The organism is Enterobacter cloacae complex sp. ECL414, assembly GCF_021869685.1.
Taxonomy (GTDB): Bacteria; Pseudomonadota; Gammaproteobacteria; order Enterobacterales; family Enterobacteriaceae; genus Enterobacter; species Enterobacter kobei.
In genome coordinates this window covers 626293-645981 of sequence record NZ_CP091481.1, presented here as the reverse complement: position 1 = coordinate 645981, position 19689 = coordinate 626293, and the positions used below count along the sequence as shown (strand labels likewise).

General features: G+C 55.3%; 18 protein-coding genes. 11 read left to right on the top strand and 7 right to left on the bottom strand.

The genetic code is table 11. The features are described 5' to 3' along the window. The first annotated feature begins 2 nt into the window (after positions 1 to 2). Positions 3 to 518 (top strand): inosine/xanthosine triphosphatase, encoded by a 516-nt coding sequence (gene yjjX / locus L3068_RS03045; RefSeq protein WP_014882473.1) that lies wholly within the window; start codon positions 3 to 5, stop codon positions 516 to 518. On the opposite strand, the gene trpR is transcribed toward yjjX, so the two are convergent. Both trpR and sltY read right to left on the bottom strand, forming a co-directional pair. After that, positions 515 to 841, bottom strand: coding sequence for a trp operon repressor (gene trpR, locus L3068_RS03040; RefSeq protein ID WP_014882472.1), 327 nt, complete (start codon positions 839 to 841; stop codon positions 515 to 517). The two genes, yjjX and trpR, sit on opposite strands and share 4 nt — an antisense overlap. Positions 842 to 896: 55 nt before the next feature. After that, positions 897 to 2834 (bottom strand): murein transglycosylase, encoded by a 1938-nt coding sequence (gene sltY, locus L3068_RS03035; protein WP_023332044.1) that lies wholly within the window; start codon positions 2832 to 2834, stop codon positions 897 to 899. Between the two features lie 227 nt (positions 2835 to 3061). On the opposite strand from sltY, the gene ettA reads away from it, so the two are divergent. Continuing rightward, positions 3062 to 4729: an energy-dependent translational throttle protein EttA gene (gene ettA / locus L3068_RS03030; protein ID WP_063861842.1), complete on the top strand. Its 1668-nt coding sequence runs from the start codon at positions 3062 to 3064 to the stop codon at positions 4727 to 4729. A gap of 126 nt (positions 4730 to 4855) precedes the next feature. Here ettA and L3068_RS03025 read toward each other — a convergent pair whose 3' ends face one another. Then, entirely contained in the window at positions 4856 to 5755 is a 900-nt protein-coding gene (locus tag L3068_RS03025; RefSeq protein WP_023332043.1) for a LysR family transcriptional regulator, read from the bottom strand. A 109-nt stretch (positions 5756 to 5864) separates the two neighbouring features. Here L3068_RS03025 and L3068_RS03020 point away from each other — a divergent pair, with 109 nt between their 5' ends. Next, positions 5865 to 6866 carry a zinc-binding alcohol dehydrogenase family protein gene (locus tag L3068_RS03020; protein ID WP_032637538.1) on the top strand — a complete coding sequence of 334 codons (1002 nt, stop codon included), beginning with the start codon at positions 5865 to 5867 and terminating at the stop codon, positions 6864 to 6866. 53 nt (positions 6867 to 6919) lie between these two features. Here L3068_RS03020 and nadR read toward each other — a convergent pair whose 3' ends face one another. The 3 genes from nadR to serB form a co-directional block, all read right to left on the bottom strand. Then, positions 6920 to 8152: a multifunctional transcriptional regulator/nicotinamide-nucleotide adenylyltransferase/ribosylnicotinamide kinase NadR gene (gene nadR / locus L3068_RS03015; RefSeq protein WP_006810194.1), complete on the bottom strand. Its 1233-nt coding sequence runs from the start codon at positions 8150 to 8152 to the stop codon at positions 6920 to 6922. A 35-nt stretch (positions 8153 to 8187) separates the two neighbouring features. After that, entirely contained in the window at positions 8188 to 9573 is a 1386-nt protein-coding gene (gene radA, locus L3068_RS03010; protein ID WP_014882467.1) for a DNA repair protein RadA, read from the bottom strand. Between the two features lie 74 nt (positions 9574 to 9647). Then, on the bottom strand, positions 9648 to 10616 hold the full coding sequence (gene serB / locus L3068_RS03005) for a phosphoserine phosphatase (protein ID WP_063861841.1): 969 nt from the start codon (positions 10614 to 10616) through the stop codon (positions 9648 to 9650). Positions 10617 to 10733: 117 nt separating this feature from the next. Between serB and L3068_RS03000 the strand changes: the two genes are divergently transcribed. The 8 genes from L3068_RS03000 to L3068_RS02965 all read left to right on the top strand — a co-directional run bounded on the left by L3068_RS03000 (position 10734) and on the right by L3068_RS02965 (position 18913). Then, positions 10734 to 11378, top strand: coding sequence for a YtjB family periplasmic protein (locus tag L3068_RS03000; RefSeq protein ID WP_014882466.1), 645 nt, complete (start codon positions 10734 to 10736; stop codon positions 11376 to 11378). A 39-nt stretch (positions 11379 to 11417) separates the two neighbouring features. Beyond that, positions 11418 to 12434 carry a lipoate--protein ligase gene (gene lplA, locus L3068_RS02995; protein ID WP_117580879.1) on the top strand — a complete coding sequence of 339 codons (1017 nt, stop codon included), beginning with the start codon at positions 11418 to 11420 and terminating at the stop codon, positions 12432 to 12434. A gap of 234 nt (positions 12435 to 12668) precedes the next feature. Continuing rightward, entirely contained in the window at positions 12669 to 13379 is a 711-nt protein-coding gene (locus tag L3068_RS02990; protein ID WP_014882464.1) for a DUF1120 domain-containing protein, read from the top strand. 239 nt (positions 13380 to 13618) lie between these two features. Next, entirely contained in the window at positions 13619 to 14335 is a 717-nt protein-coding gene (locus L3068_RS02985; protein WP_045269572.1) for a DUF1120 domain-containing protein, read from the top strand. A 69-nt stretch (positions 14336 to 14404) separates the two neighbouring features. Then, positions 14405 to 15106 (top strand): fimbria/pilus chaperone family protein, encoded by a 702-nt coding sequence (locus L3068_RS02980; RefSeq protein ID WP_023332040.1) that lies wholly within the window; start codon positions 14405 to 14407, stop codon positions 15104 to 15106. A gap of 45 nt (positions 15107 to 15151) precedes the next feature. Continuing rightward, on the top strand, positions 15152 to 17542 hold the full coding sequence (locus L3068_RS02975; RefSeq protein ID WP_224955184.1) for a fimbrial biogenesis usher protein: 2391 nt from the start codon (positions 15152 to 15154) through the stop codon (positions 17540 to 17542). Then, positions 17539 to 18096 (top strand): DUF1120 domain-containing protein, encoded by a 558-nt coding sequence (locus tag L3068_RS02970; RefSeq protein WP_045134347.1) that lies wholly within the window; start codon positions 17539 to 17541, stop codon positions 18094 to 18096. The genes L3068_RS02975 and L3068_RS02970 overlap by 4 nt, the downstream gene beginning before the upstream one ends. Positions 18097 to 18208: 112 nt before the next feature. Next, a complete protein-coding gene (locus L3068_RS02965; protein WP_045134348.1) occupies positions 18209 to 18913 on the top strand; it encodes a DUF1120 domain-containing protein in 705 nt (234 codons plus the stop codon). A gap of 42 nt (positions 18914 to 18955) precedes the next feature. Here the strand turns inward: L3068_RS02965 and deoD are convergent, their stop codons facing one another. Continuing rightward, positions 18956 to 19675: a purine-nucleoside phosphorylase gene (gene deoD, locus L3068_RS02960; protein WP_014882458.1), complete on the bottom strand. Its 720-nt coding sequence runs from the start codon at positions 19673 to 19675 to the stop codon at positions 18956 to 18958. Positions 19676 to 19689 lie beyond the last annotated feature (14 nt).

The following is a 19689-nucleotide window of genomic DNA, read 5'->3' as shown; positions in this document are numbered from 1 at the left end:
TTATGCACCATGTTGTCTCTGCTACCACCAATCCTGCCAAAATTCAGGCAATTCTAAAGGCTTTTGAAGAGATTTTCGGCGAAGGATCCTGCCATATTGAAGCCATCGGCGTCGAGAGTGGCGTACCTGAACAGCCGTTTGGCAGCGAGGAAACGCGCGCTGGCGCACGAAATCGCGTGGCAAATGCTAAAGCCGCGGCCCCAAAGGCGGACTTCTGGGTCGCCATTGAAGCCGGGATCGACGAAGGTGCCACCTTTAGCTGGGTAGTGATAGAAAGCCGAGAGCAGCGCGGTGAAGCGCGTTCTGCCACCCTGCCGCTGCCAGAGATCATTCTGAACAAAGTGCGCGAAGGCGAAGCGCTCGGGCCGGTGATGTCACAGTACACCGGCATTGATGAGATTGGACGTAAAGAAGGGGCGATTGGCGTCTTTACTGCGGGCACGCTCACGCGTTCAGGCGTTTACCACCAGGCGGTGATTTTAGCGTTAAGCCCGTTCCATAACGCGATATATCGTTAGGTATTTTTCAACAACACCGCTTCCAGCCACTGGCGCAGCTCGACCGGCGCAGACTTCAGGCTGTTCGAGCCGCGGGTGATCGTCGCGATGCCCGCGCCCAGCTCATTTTTCAGCTCACGCTGGCTCATCTCACCGCGCAGTAGTTCTTCAATGATCCGCACGCGCGTGCCCAGCGCTTCACGCTCGTCTGGGGTCAGCATCAGCTGCATAAGAGGTAAGTGCAAATCCTGATCGTAAGACTGGCGAAGCAGCTCCACAAAACGAAGCCACTCCTGGTGACGCTGTTCGGCCATTGCCGAGGAATACGGGGAATGCTGGGTCATGTTATGCTGCCTCTTGTACTCATTAGCGAGTACAGCATAACACAACCCACGCCGATCAGTAACGTCTCTGCCACTCGGCATCGCTCATCAGGGTATCTTTCTGCCCCATGAAGTAGCGATAGTAAGCATCGTACGCCAGCACGTTCTTCACATAACCGCGCGTTTCTGAGAACGGAATGCTCTCCACAAACGCCACGGCATCGATGCGTCCGGCGCTGTTGCCGAGCCAGGTACGCACGCGCCCCGGCCCCGCGTTATACGCCGCCGAAGAGAAAATGCGGTTATTGCCAAACTGCTGATAAACATACTGCAGATAGCTGGTACCGATGTTGATGTTGGTATCCGGATCGAGAAGCTGTGAGGGGCTACTGTACCCGGGAATGTTAAACATCTTCACCGTATGGGTCGCCGTTCCCGGCATAATTTGCATCAGACCGCTGGCCCCCACCGGGGAGCGGACTTTCGGATTCCAGGCACTCTCCTGACGGGCAATCGCCATCGCGTAACTTTGCGGGATATCTTTGCCGCTGGTGTAGCGTTCGAAAAGATCGTTGTACGCCAGCGGGAAACGCTCTTCAAGATGATCCCAAAGCTTACCGGCGATCGTCGCCTGCACGCTCAGATCCCACCAGTGGTTATCAAACGCATAGCGGGCAAGCTGGGCTTTCTCGTCGGTGGTGCGACTGGTTACCAGATTCGCCCACTCGCTGCGCGCGGTATTGTCCATATTCCAGTACATCAGCTCGCGCACGCGCGCCATCTCAGGCCCCTGCGTCAGCGCCGGGTTCGCATTCGCGGGCGCTTTATCAATGCGGAAGGTATACTCCTCGCCCAGGCGCTGCGCGGCCACCATCGGGTAGAAGCCGCGCTGCTGCATCAGGCCGTGGAGGATCTCTTTGGCTTCATCATCACGACCGCGCTCCATCAGCAGATCGGCCTGCCAGTAGCGCCATTCATCTTTCTCTTTGGCGTCCATCGGCAAACGTGCGAGCCAGGTATTCAGCCCCCGGCGATCGCCGGTGCCCAGCGCCATGCGCACGCGGCGCTCCACAAGCGACGTGGAGTTCGAACGCATAATGGCATCATCTCGCCAGCGTGCCTGTTCGTCGGTCACATCCGTGCCCATCAGTCGCCACGCCACGATGTCACGCAGCTCCTGGGTTTGATCGTCATTCAGCTGCTGAGCCTGCACCAGCTGCGGGATCATTAGCCGGGCGTTTTCCACATCGTCGCGCGCCACGCTGGCAAAAGCCACCGCCGCCATCTGACGGGTAAAGTCAGTCGCGCCCGTGCTGCGGGCAAAGGTCAGGACGCTGTTCGGATCGTTTGCCAGCGCGATAACGGCCGTAGAGATCGTCTGATAATCGGAGGGCATCTGCCCCGCCAGTGCGGTCACCAGGCGCGTGTTGCCGGCTTTCATCGCCAGGCGAATACGCTCAAGATAGGCCAGCGGATCCTGCTTGCCGGAGGCTCGCCACGCGCCAAACAGCGAATCACAGGCATTCGGCTGGCTTTTGCCGGTCAGCCAAAGATCCTTCGCCCCGGCCCAGGCCTCTTCCTGCTGTCCGGTCGCCCATTTCGCATAGTAGTAGTTACATTGCGCTTCGGTGGTATTCGGCTTATCGGGGCTAAACGCCAGCAGTCCGCGCCAGTCTTCGCGACGCGCCAGTTCATTCACAAAACGAGACTGCAGGGTTCGCGCAGGCGGCAGGGTCGGGTTCGCCTGAATGAAATTATTCACAGTGACGGTCGGCTGGTTCATGAGATCGTCAGTGATCTGGCGATACTCCAGATACGGATACAGCGGATAATCCTTCAGCGTCGGCATCAGCGCCTGCACGGTATCCATCTGCTTATTGTCCCACGCCTGTTTAATCTGGGCGTAGCGATTACGTTGTTCATCCAGTGAATCGGCATGCACCGCCTGGCTTACCGCCATTACGCATACGCTGGCAGCCAGCAGACGCCAGACCACCTGTTTGGCTTTTTCCACAAGCTCTTCCTCATTGTTTTTTCGTCAATTGCAGCGTCTTGCCACGTCAAAGTCACACCAACTTATGCTAACCAGGCATCCTGCAACGCGCCACGTTATGGACACTTTTTTACCTTTCTTGCGCGTTTTAACACTCCCGACGTTCCTGGCTGGGATTAGGGCGTGAAAAAGGCTACACTTCGAGGCTGAAATTCCTTCTCATTACGATAAAAGAGGCGAAGTCCAACGTGGCTCAATTCGTTTATACCATGCATCGTGTCGGCAAAGTTGTCCCGCCGAAACGTCATATTCTTAAAAATATCTCGCTGAGCTTCTTCCCGGGCGCAAAAATTGGTGTTCTGGGTCTCAACGGTGCCGGTAAGTCCACCCTGCTGCGCATCATGGCCGGCATCGATACAGACATCGAAGGTGAAGCCCGTCCGCAGCCTGGCATCAAGATCGGCTACCTGCCGCAGGAACCTCAGCTGAACCCGGAACACACCGTTCGTGAATCCGTTGAAGAAGCGGTTTCCGAAGTGGTTAACGCCCTGAAAGGTCTGGATGAAGTGTATGCCAAATACGCCGAGCCGGATGCAGACTTCGACAAGCTGGCCGCTCAGCAGGGCAAGTTTGAAGAGATTATCCAGGCGCACGACGGTCATAACCTGAACGTGCAGCTGGAGCGCGCGGCCGATGCCCTGCGCCTGCCGGACTGGGATGCGAAAATCGCCAATCTTTCCGGGGGTGAACGCCGCCGCGTAGCGCTGTGCCGCCTGCTGCTGGAAAAACCAGACATGCTGCTGCTCGACGAACCCACCAACCACCTGGATGCGGAATCCGTGGCGTGGCTGGAACGCTTCCTGCACGACTTTGAAGGCACCGTGGTGGCAATTACCCACGACCGTTACTTCCTCGACAACGTCGCAGGCTGGATCCTGGAGCTGGACCGTGGTGAAGGTATTCCATGGGAAGGTAACTACTCCTCCTGGCTGGAGCAGAAAGATCAGCGTCTGGCGCAGGAAGCTTCTCAGGAAGCCGCGCGTCGTAAGTCTATCGAGAAAGAGCTGGAGTGGGTTCGTCAGGGCGCTAAAGGCCGTCAGTCTAAGGGCAAAGCCCGTCTGGCACGCTTTGAAGAGCTGAACAACACCGAATACCAGAAACGTAACGAGACCAACGAACTGTTTATTCCGCCTGGAGCACGTCTGGGGGATAAAGTGGTTGAAGTCACCAATCTGCGTAAGTCATACGGCGATCGCCTGCTGATTGACGATCTGACCTTCTCCGTACCAAAAGGGGCTATCGTCGGGATCATCGGTCCGAACGGCGCGGGTAAATCGACGCTGTTCCGCATGATGTCCGGTCAGGAGCAGCCTGACAGCGGCTCTATCACCCTGGGTGAAACCGTGAAGCTGGCGTCCGTTGACCAGTTCCGTGACGCGATGGATAACAGCAAAACCGTGTGGGAAGAAGTGTCCGGCGGTCTGGATATTATGCGTATCGGCAGCACCGAGATGCCAAGCCGCGCTTACGTTGGCCGCTTCAACTTCAAAGGCACCGACCAGGGCAAACGCGTGGGCGAGCTGTCCGGCGGTGAGCGCGGTCGTCTGCACCTGGCGAAGCTGCTGCAGGTTGGCGGTAACGTACTGCTGCTCGATGAACCGACCAACGACCTGGACATCGAAACCCTGCGCGCGCTGGAAAACGCCCTGCTGGAGTTCCCGGGCTGCGCGATGGTTATCTCGCACGACCGTTGGTTCCTTGACCGTATCGCGACCCACATTCTGGACTACCAGGATGAAGGGAAAGTGGAGTTCTTTGAAGGTAACTTCACCGAATACGAAGAGTACAAGAAACGCACGCTGGGCGCTGACGCGCTGGAGCCGAAGCGTATTAAGTACAAGCGTATTGCGAAATAAAAGCAAAACGGCAACTTCGGTTGCCGTTTTTAGTATTTGTTCCCTCTCCCCGTGGGAGAGGGCCAGGTGAGGGCACCAGGCCGCACAGTTCGTAGGCCGGGTAAGCGTCAGCGCCACCCGGCTTTTTTATTTGTCCACGTAATACCGCTTCACCTCGTCAAACTGTATCGCAAAGTCGATATAGCTCATCAGCGCAGGCGAGTTCAGCTTGCGGCTCGGATAAGCCAGCCACAAATCATTCCCCTCGACGTTCCATTCAGGCAGCACCTTCACCAGCGCCCCTGTCTCAATCTTATCTTCCAGAAGAAAGGCGGGTAATAGCGTGATCCCGGCGCCAGCAATCGCACATTCACGGGCGTACACCAGGTTATCCGTCATGTGGGCGTTATCCGGCAGGTAGCGGTAATCCTCACTCTCGCTTCGCAGCAGCCACTCAGACCAGGCTTTGTGGGTAATGCAGCGGTGCTCCACCAGTTGGCGGGGATGGATTAACGGCTCCCGACGCGCCAGATAGTCGGGTGAAGCCAGCATATAGCGCGGACAATGTCCGATCATCCGGCCAATCAGGGAGGAGTCCTGCGGCTTACCGGTACGCAGCGCCACGTCAAAGCCGGACTCGACCAGATCCACCACATCATCAGAGATCGACACGTCCAGCGACACGTCAGGATAGCGAAGCTGGAATTCGGCATTCATATGCGCCAGCAGCGTCGCACCAATCCCCGCCGGGCAGGTGATGCGCAGCCGCCCGCTCGGGTTTTCGCGTAGCCGCTGAATGGCATACTCCGCCCGCTCGCTGGCCGCCAGCATTTCGCGACAGTGCACCAGATAATGCTCGCCTGCAAAAGTCAGGCTGATTCTGCGCGTCGTGCGGTTGAGCAGGCGTATTCCTATCTGCTGCTCCAGCTGGCTTATTCGCTGGCTGACGCTGGATTTTGGCAGTTCAGCCTTCTGTGCCGCAGCAGTAAAGCTGCCCATCTCGGCCACCAGCGCAAACAGCGCCATATCCTGAAGCTGTTTAAACATGATTGTTCATCCTGTGAGAACACTTCGTTCTTGATTGTCCATCTTATCATGCAGCTGACCACTTAATAGACTAGCCTCAACAAAACGCATGCCATTGAGGAGTCCATCCATGTCAGTTAAAGCCATTGCCGTTAATCCTGCGAATCCCGGCACGTTCATTGAAATCGCCCCGCCGATGCCGCAGCCCGGCGAGCACGATCTGCTTGTCGAAGTGAAAGCCGTGTCTGTTAACCCGGTCGACACCAAGGTGCATGCAGGCATTGTCAAAAACGGGCTGAACGAGCCGCGCATTCTCGGGTGGGATGCCAGCGGTATCGTTAAAGCCGTGGGCGCGGCCGTTACGGGATTTAAACCCGGTGACGAAGTGTGGTACGCAGGGGATATCACTCGTCCGGGCAGCAATACCACCCATCAGCTGATCGATGCGCGTATTGTCGGGCACAAACCTGCCAGCCTTGGCTGGGCAGCAGCAGCCGCATTGCCGTTGACCGCGCTGACCGCCTGGGAAGGGTTGTTCGAACGGCTGAACATTCAGGATGCGGACGCGGATAAAACGCTGTTGATTATTGGCGGCGCGGGCGGCGTGGGCTCGCTGGCGATCCCGTTTGCAAAGCACAACAGCAAGGTGAACATCATCGCGACAGCATCAAGAGAAGATTCCGCCCGGTGGTGCCGCGAGCGCGGTGCGGATCGGGTCGTGAACTACCGCGACCTGAAAGGTGAGCTGGCAAAACAGGGTATCACTTATGTGGATTACATTTTCATCCTCAATGACACCGACGGCCACTGGGATGCCGTCAGCGAACTGATCGCACCGCAGGGGCACATCTGCTCCATCGTTGAGAACGCGCATCCGCTGAATCAGGATAAGCTGAAATCGAAATCCGCCGCCCTGCACTGGGAGTTTATGTACACCCGCAGCATGTACCAGACCGCTGATATGGCGCGTCAGGGCGAGATCTTAAACGAGGTTGCAAAGCTGGTGGACAACGGCGTGGTGGAAAGCTCGCTCAGCGAAACGCTGCACGGACTGAGCGTGGAAAGCATTACCGAGGCGCACCGCAAAGTGCTGGAGGGACATATGCGAGGGAAAGTGGTGGTTGCGTTCTGAGGGGTAATCGTTCCCTCTCCCCTTTGGGGAGAGGGTTAGGGTGAGGGGTAAGATTAACCCTGCTCCCCCATCATCTCCTTCACCAGCTCGACGCAGCGCAGGAAACGGGAGTCGTAGTCCGACTCTTCAACATGCACAAACTCAACGTTGTTTTCGTTGAGCATCTCCACCAGCATGGACTGGAACTCGCGCCTGTCTACTGAGCTGCCGAGGCTACGCATGCCATCAGCGACCCATGGCGTGTTGTTTTCCAGCAGGATCACCAGGTCAAAGCGGTATTCGTCAATCAGCGCCTGCACGAAGGGGTGCTCGCGCCCTTCGTACTTTTTACAGAACGCCTGCGTGGTGACGAAATCGGTATCAATAAACGCCACTTTGTTGGCATATTTGACCGCAAAATCAATGTACTGGGCGTGGCCGAGCGCGATTTTATCGTAGTCGGAATACTGCAGCGCCATCTCGTCACCGCCGAGGTGCGAGAAAACGTAATCGCGGCCATATTCCCACGCACTGGTCGTGTTGAAGATATTCGCCAGCTTATTAACGAGAGTGGATTTTCCGCTCGACTCACCGCCCAGGATCGCAACGGTACGTACAAAGAAGGGCTTTACCTCGGTCGGGATATAATCCCAGTAGCGGAACGGGTTTTCGCGGATCTGCGCCCCGCTGATGTTCATGAAGGTCCGTTTCGGATCGATCAGCACCGTCTCGATGCCCAGATGCTCGCGGAACTGCGGCGCGTCGGACTCTTCAGAGGTGTAGATCCAGTTAGGCGCAATGCCCTTCTCTTCCATAAACGCTTTGATGCCGTTGCTCCACACGTCCCAGCCGTGCGGATAGGGCTCCATGCCCTCTTCGTTAAAAGCATGAATGCGAATGTTTTTCTGGTACTTAAAGGTCTGGAGCAGCCAGCGCAGGCGGTCAGGCACCGTCGGCTGCTGCGACATGGCGCTGTCCTCGAACAGCTGGCGGTCACGGGTTTCATCGTACCCCATAATGATGTGCAGCTCGTCCACCTGGCTACAGGCGCGCTGAATCAGGTAGATGTGTCCGGTATGCAGCGGGTAAAACTTGCCAAACACCACGCCGATGTTCTTTTGCATACGGGGAAATTCAAGTCCCAGGAAACGGTGCAGCGCTTCGAGCTTCTGCGCGCTGGGGCTTTTGATTTTGGCGTTCAGCAGCTGGCTTAAATAACCTTTGGTCATACCGCTGGCGTCCGCCACCTGCTGCAACGTGCAGCCTTTCTGGCGGATTGCGGTTTTGATGTAGTCAAATGATGACATAAATTACGGTGCCTCCTGCAAAATCGAATACGTAATTATAAGTCGTCAAAGACATTTAACGCATCTGCGAGTTTTTTAACGCCAAAAACCTGCATCCCTTCGGGGATTTTTTTCGGCACGTTAGCGGCGGGCACAATCGCGCGGCGGAAGCCGTGTTTTGCCGCTTCGGAGATACGCTCCTGGCCGCTCGGCACCGGACGGATCTCTCCGGCCAGGCCAACCTCGCCAAACACCACCAGATCCTGCGGCAGCGGCCTGTCGCGCAGGCTGGAGACCATCGCCAGCAGCAACGCCAGGTCCGCGCTGGTTTCCGAGACCTTCACCCCGCCCACAACGTTCACGAAGACGTCCTGATCCGCCATCTGCAGACCACCGTGACGGTGCAGCACCGCCAGCAGGATCGCCAGACGGTTCTGTTCCAAACCCACCGCCACGCGACGCGGGTTGCCCATCATCGAGTGATCCACCAGCGCCTGGATTTCAACCAGCAGCGGGCGCGTTCCTTCCCACAGCACCATGACCGAACTGCCGGAGGTGACTTCGTCGCCACGGCTCAGGAAGATGGCCGACGGGTTGCTGACTTCACGCAGCCCCTGCTCCGTCATGGCAAAAACACCTAATTCATTCACCGCGCCGAAACGGTTTTTATGGCTGCGCAGGGTGCGGAAGCGGGAATCCGCGTCGCCGTCGAGCATCACCGAGCAGTCGATACAGTGTTCGAGCACTTTTGGCCCGGCCAGGGAACCGTCTTTCGTCACATGGCCGACCATCACAATCGCCACGCCGCGCGTTTTGGCGAAGCGTGTCAGGTAGGCCGCGGTTTCGCGCACCTGCGCCACGCTGCCCGGCGAGGACTGAATGTCCGCCATGTGCATCACCTGAATGGAGTCGATCACCATCAGCTTCGGCTGCTCTTCTTCGGCGATCATGCAGATCTGCTCAATGCTGGTTTCCGACAGCATATTCAGGTTGCCGGTTGGCAGGCCCAGGCGGTGCGCACGCATCGCCACCTGCTGGAGTGATTCTTCCCCCGTGACGTACAGGGTTTTCATCTGCTCGGCGAGCTTGCAAAGCGTTTGCAGCAGCAGGGTCGATTTACCCGCCCCGGGGTTACCGCCGATCAGAATCGCACTGCCCGGCACCACGCCGCCGCCGAGCACGCGGTCAAACTCTTTGAACCCGGTGGAGAAGCGCGGTAGCGCTTCCAGGCTGATGTCTGAAAGCTTTTGCACCTTCGACACGCCTGCATTGCCCGCATAGCCGCTCAGGCGTTCATTGCGGGCCACACTCGGCGAAGCCGCCACACCACGCACTTCGGTGATGGTGTTCCAGGCATGACAGGCGCTGCATTGCCCCTGCCAGCGCGGATAATCCGCACCACATTCATTACAGACAAATGCGCGTTTTGGAGCTTTCGCCACGGTGTACCTCGTTATTTCTGTGCGGACTGCGTGCCGGGTAGCGCTTACGCTTACCCGGCCTACAAAGCAGACCGTTATTTCTGATTAAGGCTGCCAGAAAGGATGCAGAACACCCCCATCAGGTCAGCATGACGGATAGTCACTTCCGTCTTTTCGTTCACTTTTGGCTTGGCATGGTAGGCAATGCCAAGACCAGCAGTTTTGATCATCGGCAGGTCGTTCGCGCCGTCCCCGATGGCGACGGTCTGGACCACCGGGATTTCATATTTTTCGGCCAGACGGGTCAGGGTATTAGCTTTGTACTGCGCATCCACGATGTCGCCAATCACCTGTCCGGTCAGCTTGCCGTCCATAATTTCCAGTTCGTTGGCCACCACGGTGGTCAAATGCAGTTTCTCGCGCAGATAATCCGCGAAGAAGGTGAAGCCACCGGAGGCAATCGCCACCTTCCAGCCAAGGGACTGCAGCTTCAGCACCAGTTGCGTCAGTCCTGGCATCAGCGGCAGCACATCACGCACCTGGCGCAGGATGTTAGCATCGGCCCCTTTCAGGGTCGCCACGCGCTGTCTCAGGCTGGCGGTGAAATCCAGCTCGCCGCGCATCGCACGTTCAGTGACTTCCGCCACCAGCTCACCGCTGCCTGCCAGTTTAGCAATCTCGTCAATACACTCGATCTGAATAGCGGTGGAGTCCATGTCCATGACCAGCAGACCCGGCGTTTTCAGGTGCGGAATTTTACCGAGCGGGGCAACGTCCAGCCCTGCGTCATGCGCCAGACGCGTGGCACGCTGCGTCAGAGAACCCGCCAGGCGAATAACCTGGTAATCTTCTACGCACCAGGCGGCGACGATGACCATTGCCGCACCCAGTTTGGTTTGATACTGGGTCAGGCGTTGCTTATCCAGGCCGCGTCCATACAGCAGCCAGCCGCTACGGCCAGCGTGGTAATCCAGAGGCATCACCTCATCGCCACTTAACGAGAGCGGCAATCCTGGCCATAAAGAGACATCCGTTGGCAGGTCACACCAGGTAATGTTCGGCATCAAAGCTCCTGTAATTTCGTTCGCGCCGGAAGGTTCCAGAGGGAAAATAACGCATGAGGCTACCCTGTAACCATCACTTCTGGCAACATTAAGCCCTAAATTTTCAGCAGGTGGAATATGGCTCGCGCAAAACTGAAATTCCGGCTTCATCGCGCCGTGATTGTCCTTTCCTGTCTCGCACTGTTAGTGGCATTGATGCAAGGGGCATCGTGGTTTAGCCAGAATCATCAACGGCAGCGTAACCCGCAGTTTGAAGAGCTGGCCCGCACGCTGGCGCGTCAGGTGACCCTTAACGTCGCCCCCTATATGCGCACCGAGACGCCGGACGATAAGCGCATCGGCCAGATCCTGCGTCAGCTTACGGAAAACAGCCGCATTCTCGATGCGGGCGTGTACGATGAAAAAGGCGACCTGATTGCCCGCGCCGGTGAGCACGTCGACGTGCGCGACAGGCTGGCGCTGGACGGCAAAAAAGCCGGAGGCTATTTCAACCAGCAGCTCGTCGAACCTGTTCAGGGAAAAAATGGCCCGCTGGGCTATCTGCGCCTGACGCTCGACACTCACACCCTGCCGACCGAAGCCAAGCAGGTGGATAACACCACCAATATTCTGCGCCTGATGTTATTACTCTCACTGGCGATTGGCGTGGTGCTGGCGCGCACGCTGCTGCAGGGTAAGCGCACCCGATGGCAACAGTCGCCGTTCCTGCTGACCGCCAGCAAGTCGGTTCCGGAAGACGAAGAGAGCGAGAAGAAAGAATAGTGATAAAGTAGGCGGAGGATATAGAAAAGGAACTCTGCCATGACGACGTTACGCCTGCTTATCTCTGACTCTTACGATCCCTGGTTTAATCTCGCGGTGGAAGAGTGCATCTTCCGCCAGATGCCCGCCACCCAGCGCGTACTGTTTCTCTGGCGCAATGCCGACACGGTGGTGATTGGCCGCGCGCAAAACCCGTGGAAAGAGTGCAACACCCGCCGCATGGAAGAGGACCACGTCCGCCTGGCGCGCCGAAGCAGCGGCGGTGGAGCCGTGTTTCACGATCTGGGCAACACTTGCTTTACCTTTATGGCAGGCAAGCCGGAATACGACAAAAGCATCTCTACGTCGATTGTGCTGAACGCGCTGAATGCGCTCGGCGTAACCGCAGAGGCGTCAGGCCGGAACGATCTGGTCGTCAAGACCCCCGAGGGCGACCGGAAGGTCTCCGGCTCAGCCTATCGCGAAACAATGGATCGCGGGTTCCACCACGGCACTCTGCTGCTGAATGCCGATCTCAGCCGGCTGGCTAACTACCTCAATCCTGACAAGAAAAAGTTACAGGCTAAGGGCATTACCTCCGTACGCGGCCGCGTGGCGAATCTGGTGGAGCTTCTGCCGGGTATGACTCACGAGCAGATTTGCGACGCGATCCGTGAGGCCTTCTTTGCGCACTACGGCGAGCGTGTGGAGGCGGAAGTGATTTCGCCTGATAAAACGCCTGACCTGCCCAACTTCGCTGAAACCTTTGCCCGCCAGAGCAGCTGGGAGTGGAACTTCGGCCAGGCACCGGCGTTTTCACATCTGCTGGATGAACGTTTTACCTGGGGCGGCGTGGAGCTGCACTTTGACGTGGAGAAAGGTCATATTACCCGCACACAAATTTTTACGGATAGTCTTAACCCGGCACCGCTGGAAGCGTTGGCGTCACGCCTGCAGGGCTGTGTATACCGTCCCGATATGCTGCAACATGTGTGCGACGGGTTGCTTGAACATTATCCGGAACAAGAGCGGGAACTTCGGGAATTGTCGGCGTGGATCGCTCAGGCGATAAAATAATTCTCGCCCCCGGTTAAGACGAGAAAATAGTTTCCTCCGTTCTTATCCTGCCGGAATGTGTAAATACAACCGTGAATGTATTTACACATTTTAATAATACTCAATTCAGAGATTAGAAATACTCATTACAGAAATAACAATAACCATTAATAGAATCCCTGAGCTTGCATTTCAGCAAGTTAATGACTTCACGGAAATTTATACATTTATTTTATTAATGGTTAAGGAATAACAATGAAAAAGCTTCTTCTCGCAACGCTGATTGCGATGACCTCTTCGGCTGCATTCGCCGAAGGCAGCATCGTCATGAAGGTTCAGGGCAAGATGAACCATGCATCCTGTACGCCGGAACTCAGTAACGGCGGATCGATTGATTTTGGCACAATCGCGCTGGACCAGCTTTCTCCAACCCAGACCAACCAGATGGGTCATAAAGATATGTCTCTGACGATCAATTGCCCGTCAGCGACTAAAGTGGCATGGAGTATTGCTGATAACAAAGAAGATTCCAATGCGGCGACCTACCTGAACTCCAGCGAGTTTTACATTCGTGACGCCACAGACAATGGTGGGGACGTTTACGGTTCAGGTACCACCTACGGCGTAGGTACCACCGCTGCTGGCGATAAAATTGGCGCCTATGCAATCAGTACCCGTATCAATGAGATCACCGCTAACGGTGTGCCTGCTCAGGCGATCTTTGCGCCAAACTTCCTCAACAGCAAAGGCGAATACATGTGGCGTAACCTGGCCACCGGTGTGATTGCCAACGGTAACGCCGAGATCATGACCGCTACCAGACCAGGTTATACCGCACCGCTGGCCATCACCAGCGTTGTCTACCCGTTCAAAGTCTCTCTGGCCATTGTTAACACTGACCGTCTGACCACCACTGACGAAGCGCAGCTGAGCGGCGAAACCACCATCACTCTGGTTTATCTCTAACAGATAAAAACGCGTGACTCAACGGCGGATATTTCCGCCGTTTCTGCATAAAACATACGTTCAGAAATGTTTAATCGACATTATAAAATCTCAATACTGTCGTAAGAAAATCTAACTATTTAATGCGTTGATTCGTTAATAGAATCGGCCGCGACTCTTATGCCAGAAATTATCTTTTGGCAAGATTCATTCAAATTAAAAATATCCGAATTATCTCTTTCTATGGTTAAGGAATAACAATGAAAAAGTGCCTTCTCGCCACCGTTATCATGATGGCGGCGACAGCAGTTTATGCCGAACCTACTGCAATGTTAAAAGTTCACGGTACGCTGACCAGCGCAGGCTGCGTTCCTGAAATTAGCAACGGCGGCGTGGCCGATTTTGGCGAAGTGGGTCTGGACTCACTCTCCTCCGGTGTGGCTTATCAGGCTGGGCATAAAGATGTCACTCTGACCATCACATGCCAGTCTGCGACCCGCGTCGGCTGGACAATCAAAGATGACCGCAAAGACTCAAACGCGGGCGCACATAAAACGTCAAGCGAGTTCCATGTGGATAACGCTACCGCAAGCGGCGCACAGGCATACGGCGATTACCAGCTCAACGGTGTCGGAAAAACCAGCGCTGGCGAAAGTATCGGTGCCTATTCAGTTTCAACTTACATGAACGCGGTCACTGCTGACGGTGCAACCGTTCAGCCTATCGCCGCAGCGATGTATACCGGCGGTACCATCAGCAGCAGAAGCTGGATCAACCTGTGGGCCACCGGCATCCTCACTAACGATGGTACCGACGTCATGACCGTTGCCAAAACCGGCGAACGCGCTCCGCTGGCCTTCACGACGGCGGCCTTCCCTCTGAAGATCGCGCTGGCGATTGCGCCAAGCAAAAATCTGACCCTGACTGACAGGACCGACCTGGACGGTCAGTCCACAATCACGCTGGTTTATCTGTAACCCGCATTCATGACGCCAAACTCCCCGCTCAGGCGGGGAGTTTTAACCCATTGTTCAATATCAATATTCATGGAAAGAATTGTGAAAATTTCTCCTTTGGTCTGCGCTCTTTTTCTCACCCTTCCAGCGACAGTCTATGCTGCAGGCATGGTGCCAGAAACCACACTGCTGATGATTGATGAAGCCAACCACGGCGGTGTCATGAGTGTGAAAAACACGGACTCCATCCCCACCCTGCTTTATACCTCCATTAACGACATCGAGGGGGAGAATGGGGTCAAGCTCAACGTCACTCAGCCGGTTGTACGCCTTGAGCCAGGCCAGGAACAGCAGGTGCGCTTTATTCTTGAAACCAAAGAACCGCTGACCGTTGAACATTATAAACGCGTGATTTTTGAAGGCATTCCGCCTAAAACCAAAGATAAAAATGTTAAAGTCGGTATCAATCTTCGTCAGGATTTACCGGTGTTGATCCATCCTAAAAATCTTCCTGTTGTCACGGATGCATGGAAATTACTGACCTGGTCCGTACAAGAGAAAGAGGTTCAGGTCCGTAATACCTCGCCGTACGTTGTACGTTTTTCCACATCAGTGACGCTACTGCCTTCCCACACCGAGGGAGTGGTTAATAAAACCTTTATCCTGCCGGGTGAGACCATGAAGGTGCAGACAAATACCCCGATCGGTAGCGGCGATAATGCCGTCGAGTTCAACCCTGCCAGTCGCTACGGGATTGAAGTGGACAAGTACACTGCCGCGCTTACACGCTGATATCACAGGGAATTTTTAGTGATACCGCGCGCTTTGCAAAACACGATGCGTCGAACAGCAGTGGCGGTCGCTTTTCTGCCGTCGTCGGCGCTGTATGCATCCGATCTGGATTTCAATACCGATATACTGGCCTCGCGGGGAATCAGTACTAATCTCGCCCATTACTTCTCTGATGCACAACGCTACCTGCCCGGCCAGCATGCCGTGCAGGTCAAAATTAACGGCGTTGAGAAGGGGAGCCTGGCCATTCGGGTTGGAGAAGAGGGGCAGCTTTGCATTGATGATGACTTCACCCGTGCAGCTGGCCTACTGCCATTGAATATCGGCGAAAAAGAGAAATGTCATAACCTGCTGAAAGATTACCCTTCCGCGACGGTAACGCTTCTACCGAATACCGAATCACTGGAGATTTTCGTTCCCGCAGAGGCAATGGACACTGGATTTTATGCCGCGAAATATTACTCGCACGGCGGTGTTGCGGGCTTAATCAACTATAGCGCCTTCAGTAACATTAACGAGTACGGCTCGGGCGGGAGCAGCCGTTATGCCCAGGGAAATTTGGGGGCAGGCATTAACCTTGCGAACTGGACGCTGCGCAGCAATTTCATTTTGACGGATGACAACGGGACTCGCAGCACAGAGAACCTGTACACCTACGCTGAACACGTTTTTGAAGAGCGGAAAATGCGGGCTCAGGTTGGGCAGATCAACGTCAATTCGGCCCTGTTTAGCGGCGCGCAAATCACCGGCGTTCAGCTGATGCCTGAAACCGGCCTTCAGCCTAATATCCAGGCCACGGAGGTGTCGGGAATTGCCCGGACGAATCAGGCCCGCGTAGAGGTTCGCCAGTCGGGACAGCTGATCTACTCTTCCCTGGTCAACGCAGGTCCTTTCTCCCTGACGGACGTGCCCCTGGTGCGCGGAAATGTCGATCTTGACGTCAGCGTGGTGGAAACGGACGGTTCGACAACCCAATTTACCGTTCCCTCTTCCGCCCTCAATATACAGGGAAGTAATCGTGCCGAAGGGCTAAACCTCTCTCTCGGACGGGTTCGCGACAGCGGGGATGAGTCAAGTACGCCCTGGGTATTTACGCTCTCTGACGGAACGATGCTGAGCACGCGCATGTCCGCCGTAGCCGCCGGCGTACTGGCAGAAAAATATCAGGCTACCGGTGCCAAACTCGACGTTTCTATCAACGAAAACTGGGCGATCTCACCGAGCTTTTTACTGAGCCAGTCCCACTTTTACGATCGACTGAAAGGCAGCAAGGCTGAACTTAGCAGCAATATCTTACTGCCCGCCCAGCTGACGATGGGGGTAAGTGCGTCCCAGTTCAGCGGCGGCTTCCGCGAACTCACGGAAGCCATGGATGAAGAGGCGCAGACCTACGAAAATAACTGGAACGCCAGCCTCACCTGGAACAATGAGTACATTGGCGCGATCTCAATGCAATACAGCGTGAATTCCGGTGATGAAAACAGCGGTGATTCACGCTATCTGATGGCCTCCTGGAGTAAAAGTCTCGGGCGTACCTCGCTGTCCGTAAACTGGCAGCATGCCATGAGCAATAGTGATACCCAGAACCAGAGCAGCACCAGCCGCGATGACGATCTGTTTTATGTCAGCCTGATCGTTCCTTTTGGCGAGGATCGCGTCAGTACCTACATGCGCGCTCAGGGGGAAAAACAAAATTATGGCGTTCAGGAAAGCGGCTCTATCGGTCAAAACCTTAACTACAACGTCTCTGCAGACCGCGATAATCAGGATAAGAGTAACGCCTTTAACGGCAATATCACCACCAATCTTCACTATACGCAGCTCGGTTTATCCGCTGGCCTGAATGACGGCAATCAGCATAACTACAGCGCATCCTTAAACGGTGGCGTAGCGCTGCATGGTCATGGCATGACGTTTTCGCCCTATCCGGTAAAAGAGACATTCGGCATCGCCCGGTTAAGCGAACCGGAAAGCGGTATTGAAATCACCACCCCCGATGGAACCGTCTGGACAGATCGCTGGGGACAGGCCGTGGTTCCCGGACTTCGGGAATGGCAAAAATCGCAAATAGTGATTAATGCCAGCTCGTTACCACAGGGAATGGATTTATCAAACGGTATTCAGACCGTCTCCGCCGCGTATGGCTCTTTTGCGCTGATCGATTTCAACGTGCTGAATACGCGTCGCGTCATGCTGGACGTCAAGCGAGTCAACGGGTCATGGCTGGAAAAAGGGCTGAGCGTGGTGGATCAGGACGGTAACTATATTGTCAGCGTAATGGATAACGGCAGCGTATTTATTCCCGATGCGTCGGATACGCCTGCGCTTTATGTGGTGGACGACGATTTAACCAAACTCTGCCAGATCGCTTACACCCTGAAAGACGAAAAAGATAAAGACGCCTATTACGAAAAAGCAGAAGGAGTTTGCCAATGAAAATAGTTAACGCAGTGCTCATCGGTGCAGCATCACTTTTTTCGTCTTATGTCGTGGCCGAAGCGTGTCAAATTACGCTGTCGCAACCGAACGTCTCCTTTGGCAGATTCAAACAGGATGACATTATCGCCTCGCGTAAAAACTGGAACCGCATGCCGGGCAAAGAGGTCACCGCCACGGTTTTTTGCCCGCAGCCAAGGGTGATGGCGCTTTTTCTGCAATCCACGTCCGGCAGCAACGGGGGCGTTCTGTTTGGTCAGAAGAGCCGACTGGCGCTGGTTGCCAGCAATATTCTGGTCGATGGTCATCACTATAATCTGGTCAGGACCTCTGACCGGGTATCGTTCACCTCTGCGGAAACCCCCAAGGAAAAAGTCTTTCTGAGGAATAATGACGGCATCCTTGCATATCAAAATGGCCTGCCGGTACGTGGCAAACAAATGAGTGTGACGATAAAAATTATACCTGTCATTAATGACGATCAGCTGCGCGGCATTCCAGATAATACCGAGCTGGAAAGCGCACTCGCCTGGGAGCTATTAACGACAGAGTAACGCATTCACCGCCGAATAGATTATTCAGGTGAAGAGAAAAGAAGAAAAATAAAGGCAAAACACGTGGATTCGTCCATTTATTTTAACGATATATCTATGTTAAGGAATAACCATGAAAAAGAGTCTCCTTGCCGCTGCGCTGGCGCTGACAGCGACCTGTGCTCATGCGGGAGATACGGCAGTGCTGAAAGTGAAAGCCTCACTGACCAGCAACTCCTGTACGCCGGAACTCAGCAACGATGGCGTGATTGACTTCGGTACCATTCAGGTTGGCGATCTCTCGCAAACCCAGACCACGCAGCTAGGTGAAAAGGGTCTGACGCTGACTATCACCTGCCCTACCCCTACCAAAGTGGGCTGGAGTATTGCCGACAACCGTACGGATTCGAACGCCAGCACCGGAACCGACTCAAACCTGAAGGTTGCGAACGCCACGTCAAACGGCGGCGAACTGCGCGGCAGCATGACGACCTTTGGCCTTGGCAAAACGCACGATGGCAAGAATATCGGTGCCTATTCCATCTATACCAGCACGGGTGAAGTGACGGCAAACGGGGCGACGGTTGAACCGATTCGTACGGCAGTCACTGCTGGTGTGGGCATGAGTCGCTGGCAAAAAGCCAATGGTGGCACTATCGCCAATAAGGATCTGGGCTTAATGAGCGTCGCCTCTGCGGGCAAAACGGCCCCGATGGCGGTGACCAGCGTCTCTTTCCCGCTGAACATTTCGCTGGCAGTGGAAAACCTGAAGAAACTGTCTCTGACAGAAGATACCGAGTTTGATGGTCAGGCCACCATCAGCGTGGTGTACCTGTAAGTCACAGAAACCGGGCGGCTTTCGCCGCCCGGCAGCACAACATTACTCTTTATCGCCCAGCAGAACGGATTCCAGCGCGATTTTGATCATGTCGTTGAAGGTGGTCTGACGTTCAGCAGCGGTCGTCTGCTCGTGGGTACGGATGTGGTCAGAGACGGTGCAGATGGTGAGTGCTTTCGCACCGAATTCTGCCGCTACGCCATAGATACCCGCCGCTTCCATCTCCACGCCGAGGATGCCGTACTTCTCCATCACATCGAACATTTCACCGTCCGGGGAGTAGAACAGATCGGCAGAGAAGAGGTTGCCTACGCGCGCGTCAACGCCCAGCGCTTTGGCCGCGTCCACCGCGTTACGCACCATGTCGAAGTCAGCAATCGCCGCGAAGTCATGATCCTTAAAGCGAATACGGTTCACTTTAGAATCTGTGCATGCGCCCATGCCGATAACCACATCACGCAGCTTAACATCCATGCGCACCGCGCCGCAGGATCCCACGCGGATGATTTTCTTCACGCCGAAATCAGTGATCAGCTCTTTGGTGTAGATAGAGCAGGATGGGATACCCATACCGTGGCCCATCACAGAGATTTTGCGGCCTTTATAGGTACCGGTGAAACCCAGCATGCCGCGCACGTTGTTCACTTCACGCACGTCTTCGAGGAAAGTTTCTGCAATGTGCTTCGCGCGCAGCGGGTCGCCCGGCATCAATACGACGTCAGCGAAATCACCCATTTCTGCGTTAATGTGAGGAGTTGCCATCTTCAGTTCCTTTT

Bases quoted from the DNA above. Each gene is read 5' to 3' on its own strand.
- L3068_RS03000 (WP_014882466.1), top strand. From the start codon at position 10,734: ATGGCTCGCGCAAAACTGAAATTCCGGCTTCATCGCGCCGTGATTGTC.
- L3068_RS02990 (WP_014882464.1), top strand. From the start codon at position 12,669: ATGAAAAAGCTTCTTCTCGCAACGCTGATTGCGATGACCTCTTCGGCT.
- L3068_RS02985 (WP_045269572.1), top strand. From the start codon at position 13,619: ATGAAAAAGTGCCTTCTCGCCACCGTTATCATGATGGCGGCGACAGCA.
- L3068_RS02975 (WP_224955184.1), top strand. From the start codon at position 15,152: ATGCGTCGAACAGCAGTGGCGGTCGCTTTTCTGCCGTCGTCGGCGCTG.
- nadR (WP_006810194.1), bottom strand. From the start codon at position 8,152: ATGTCATCATTTGACTACATCAAAACCGCAATCCGCCAGAAAGGCTGC.
- lplA (WP_117580879.1), top strand. From the start codon at position 11,418: ATGACGACGTTACGCCTGCTTATCTCTGACTCTTACGATCCCTGGTTT.
- L3068_RS03020 (WP_032637538.1), top strand. From the start codon at position 5,865: ATGTCAGTTAAAGCCATTGCCGTTAATCCTGCGAATCCCGGCACGTTC.
- L3068_RS02965 (WP_045134348.1), top strand. From the start codon at position 18,209: ATGAAAAAGAGTCTCCTTGCCGCTGCGCTGGCGCTGACAGCGACCTGT.
- serB (WP_063861841.1), bottom strand. From the start codon at position 10,616: ATGCCGAACATTACCTGGTGTGACCTGCCAACGGATGTCTCTTTATGG.
- deoD (WP_014882458.1), bottom strand. From the start codon at position 19,675: ATGGCAACTCCTCACATTAACGCAGAAATGGGTGATTTCGCTGACGTC.
- L3068_RS02980 (WP_023332040.1), top strand. From the start codon at position 14,405: ATGGAAAGAATTGTGAAAATTTCTCCTTTGGTCTGCGCTCTTTTTCTC.
- L3068_RS02970 (WP_045134347.1), top strand. From the start codon at position 17,539: ATGAAAATAGTTAACGCAGTGCTCATCGGTGCAGCATCACTTTTTTCG.
- yjjX (WP_014882473.1), top strand. From the start codon at position 3: ATGCACCATGTTGTCTCTGCTACCACCAATCCTGCCAAAATTCAGGCA.
- L3068_RS03025 (WP_023332043.1), bottom strand. From the start codon at position 5,755: ATGTTTAAACAGCTTCAGGATATGGCGCTGTTTGCGCTGGTGGCCGAG.
- trpR (WP_014882472.1), bottom strand. From the start codon at position 841: ATGACCCAGCATTCCCCGTATTCCTCGGCAATGGCCGAACAGCGTCAC.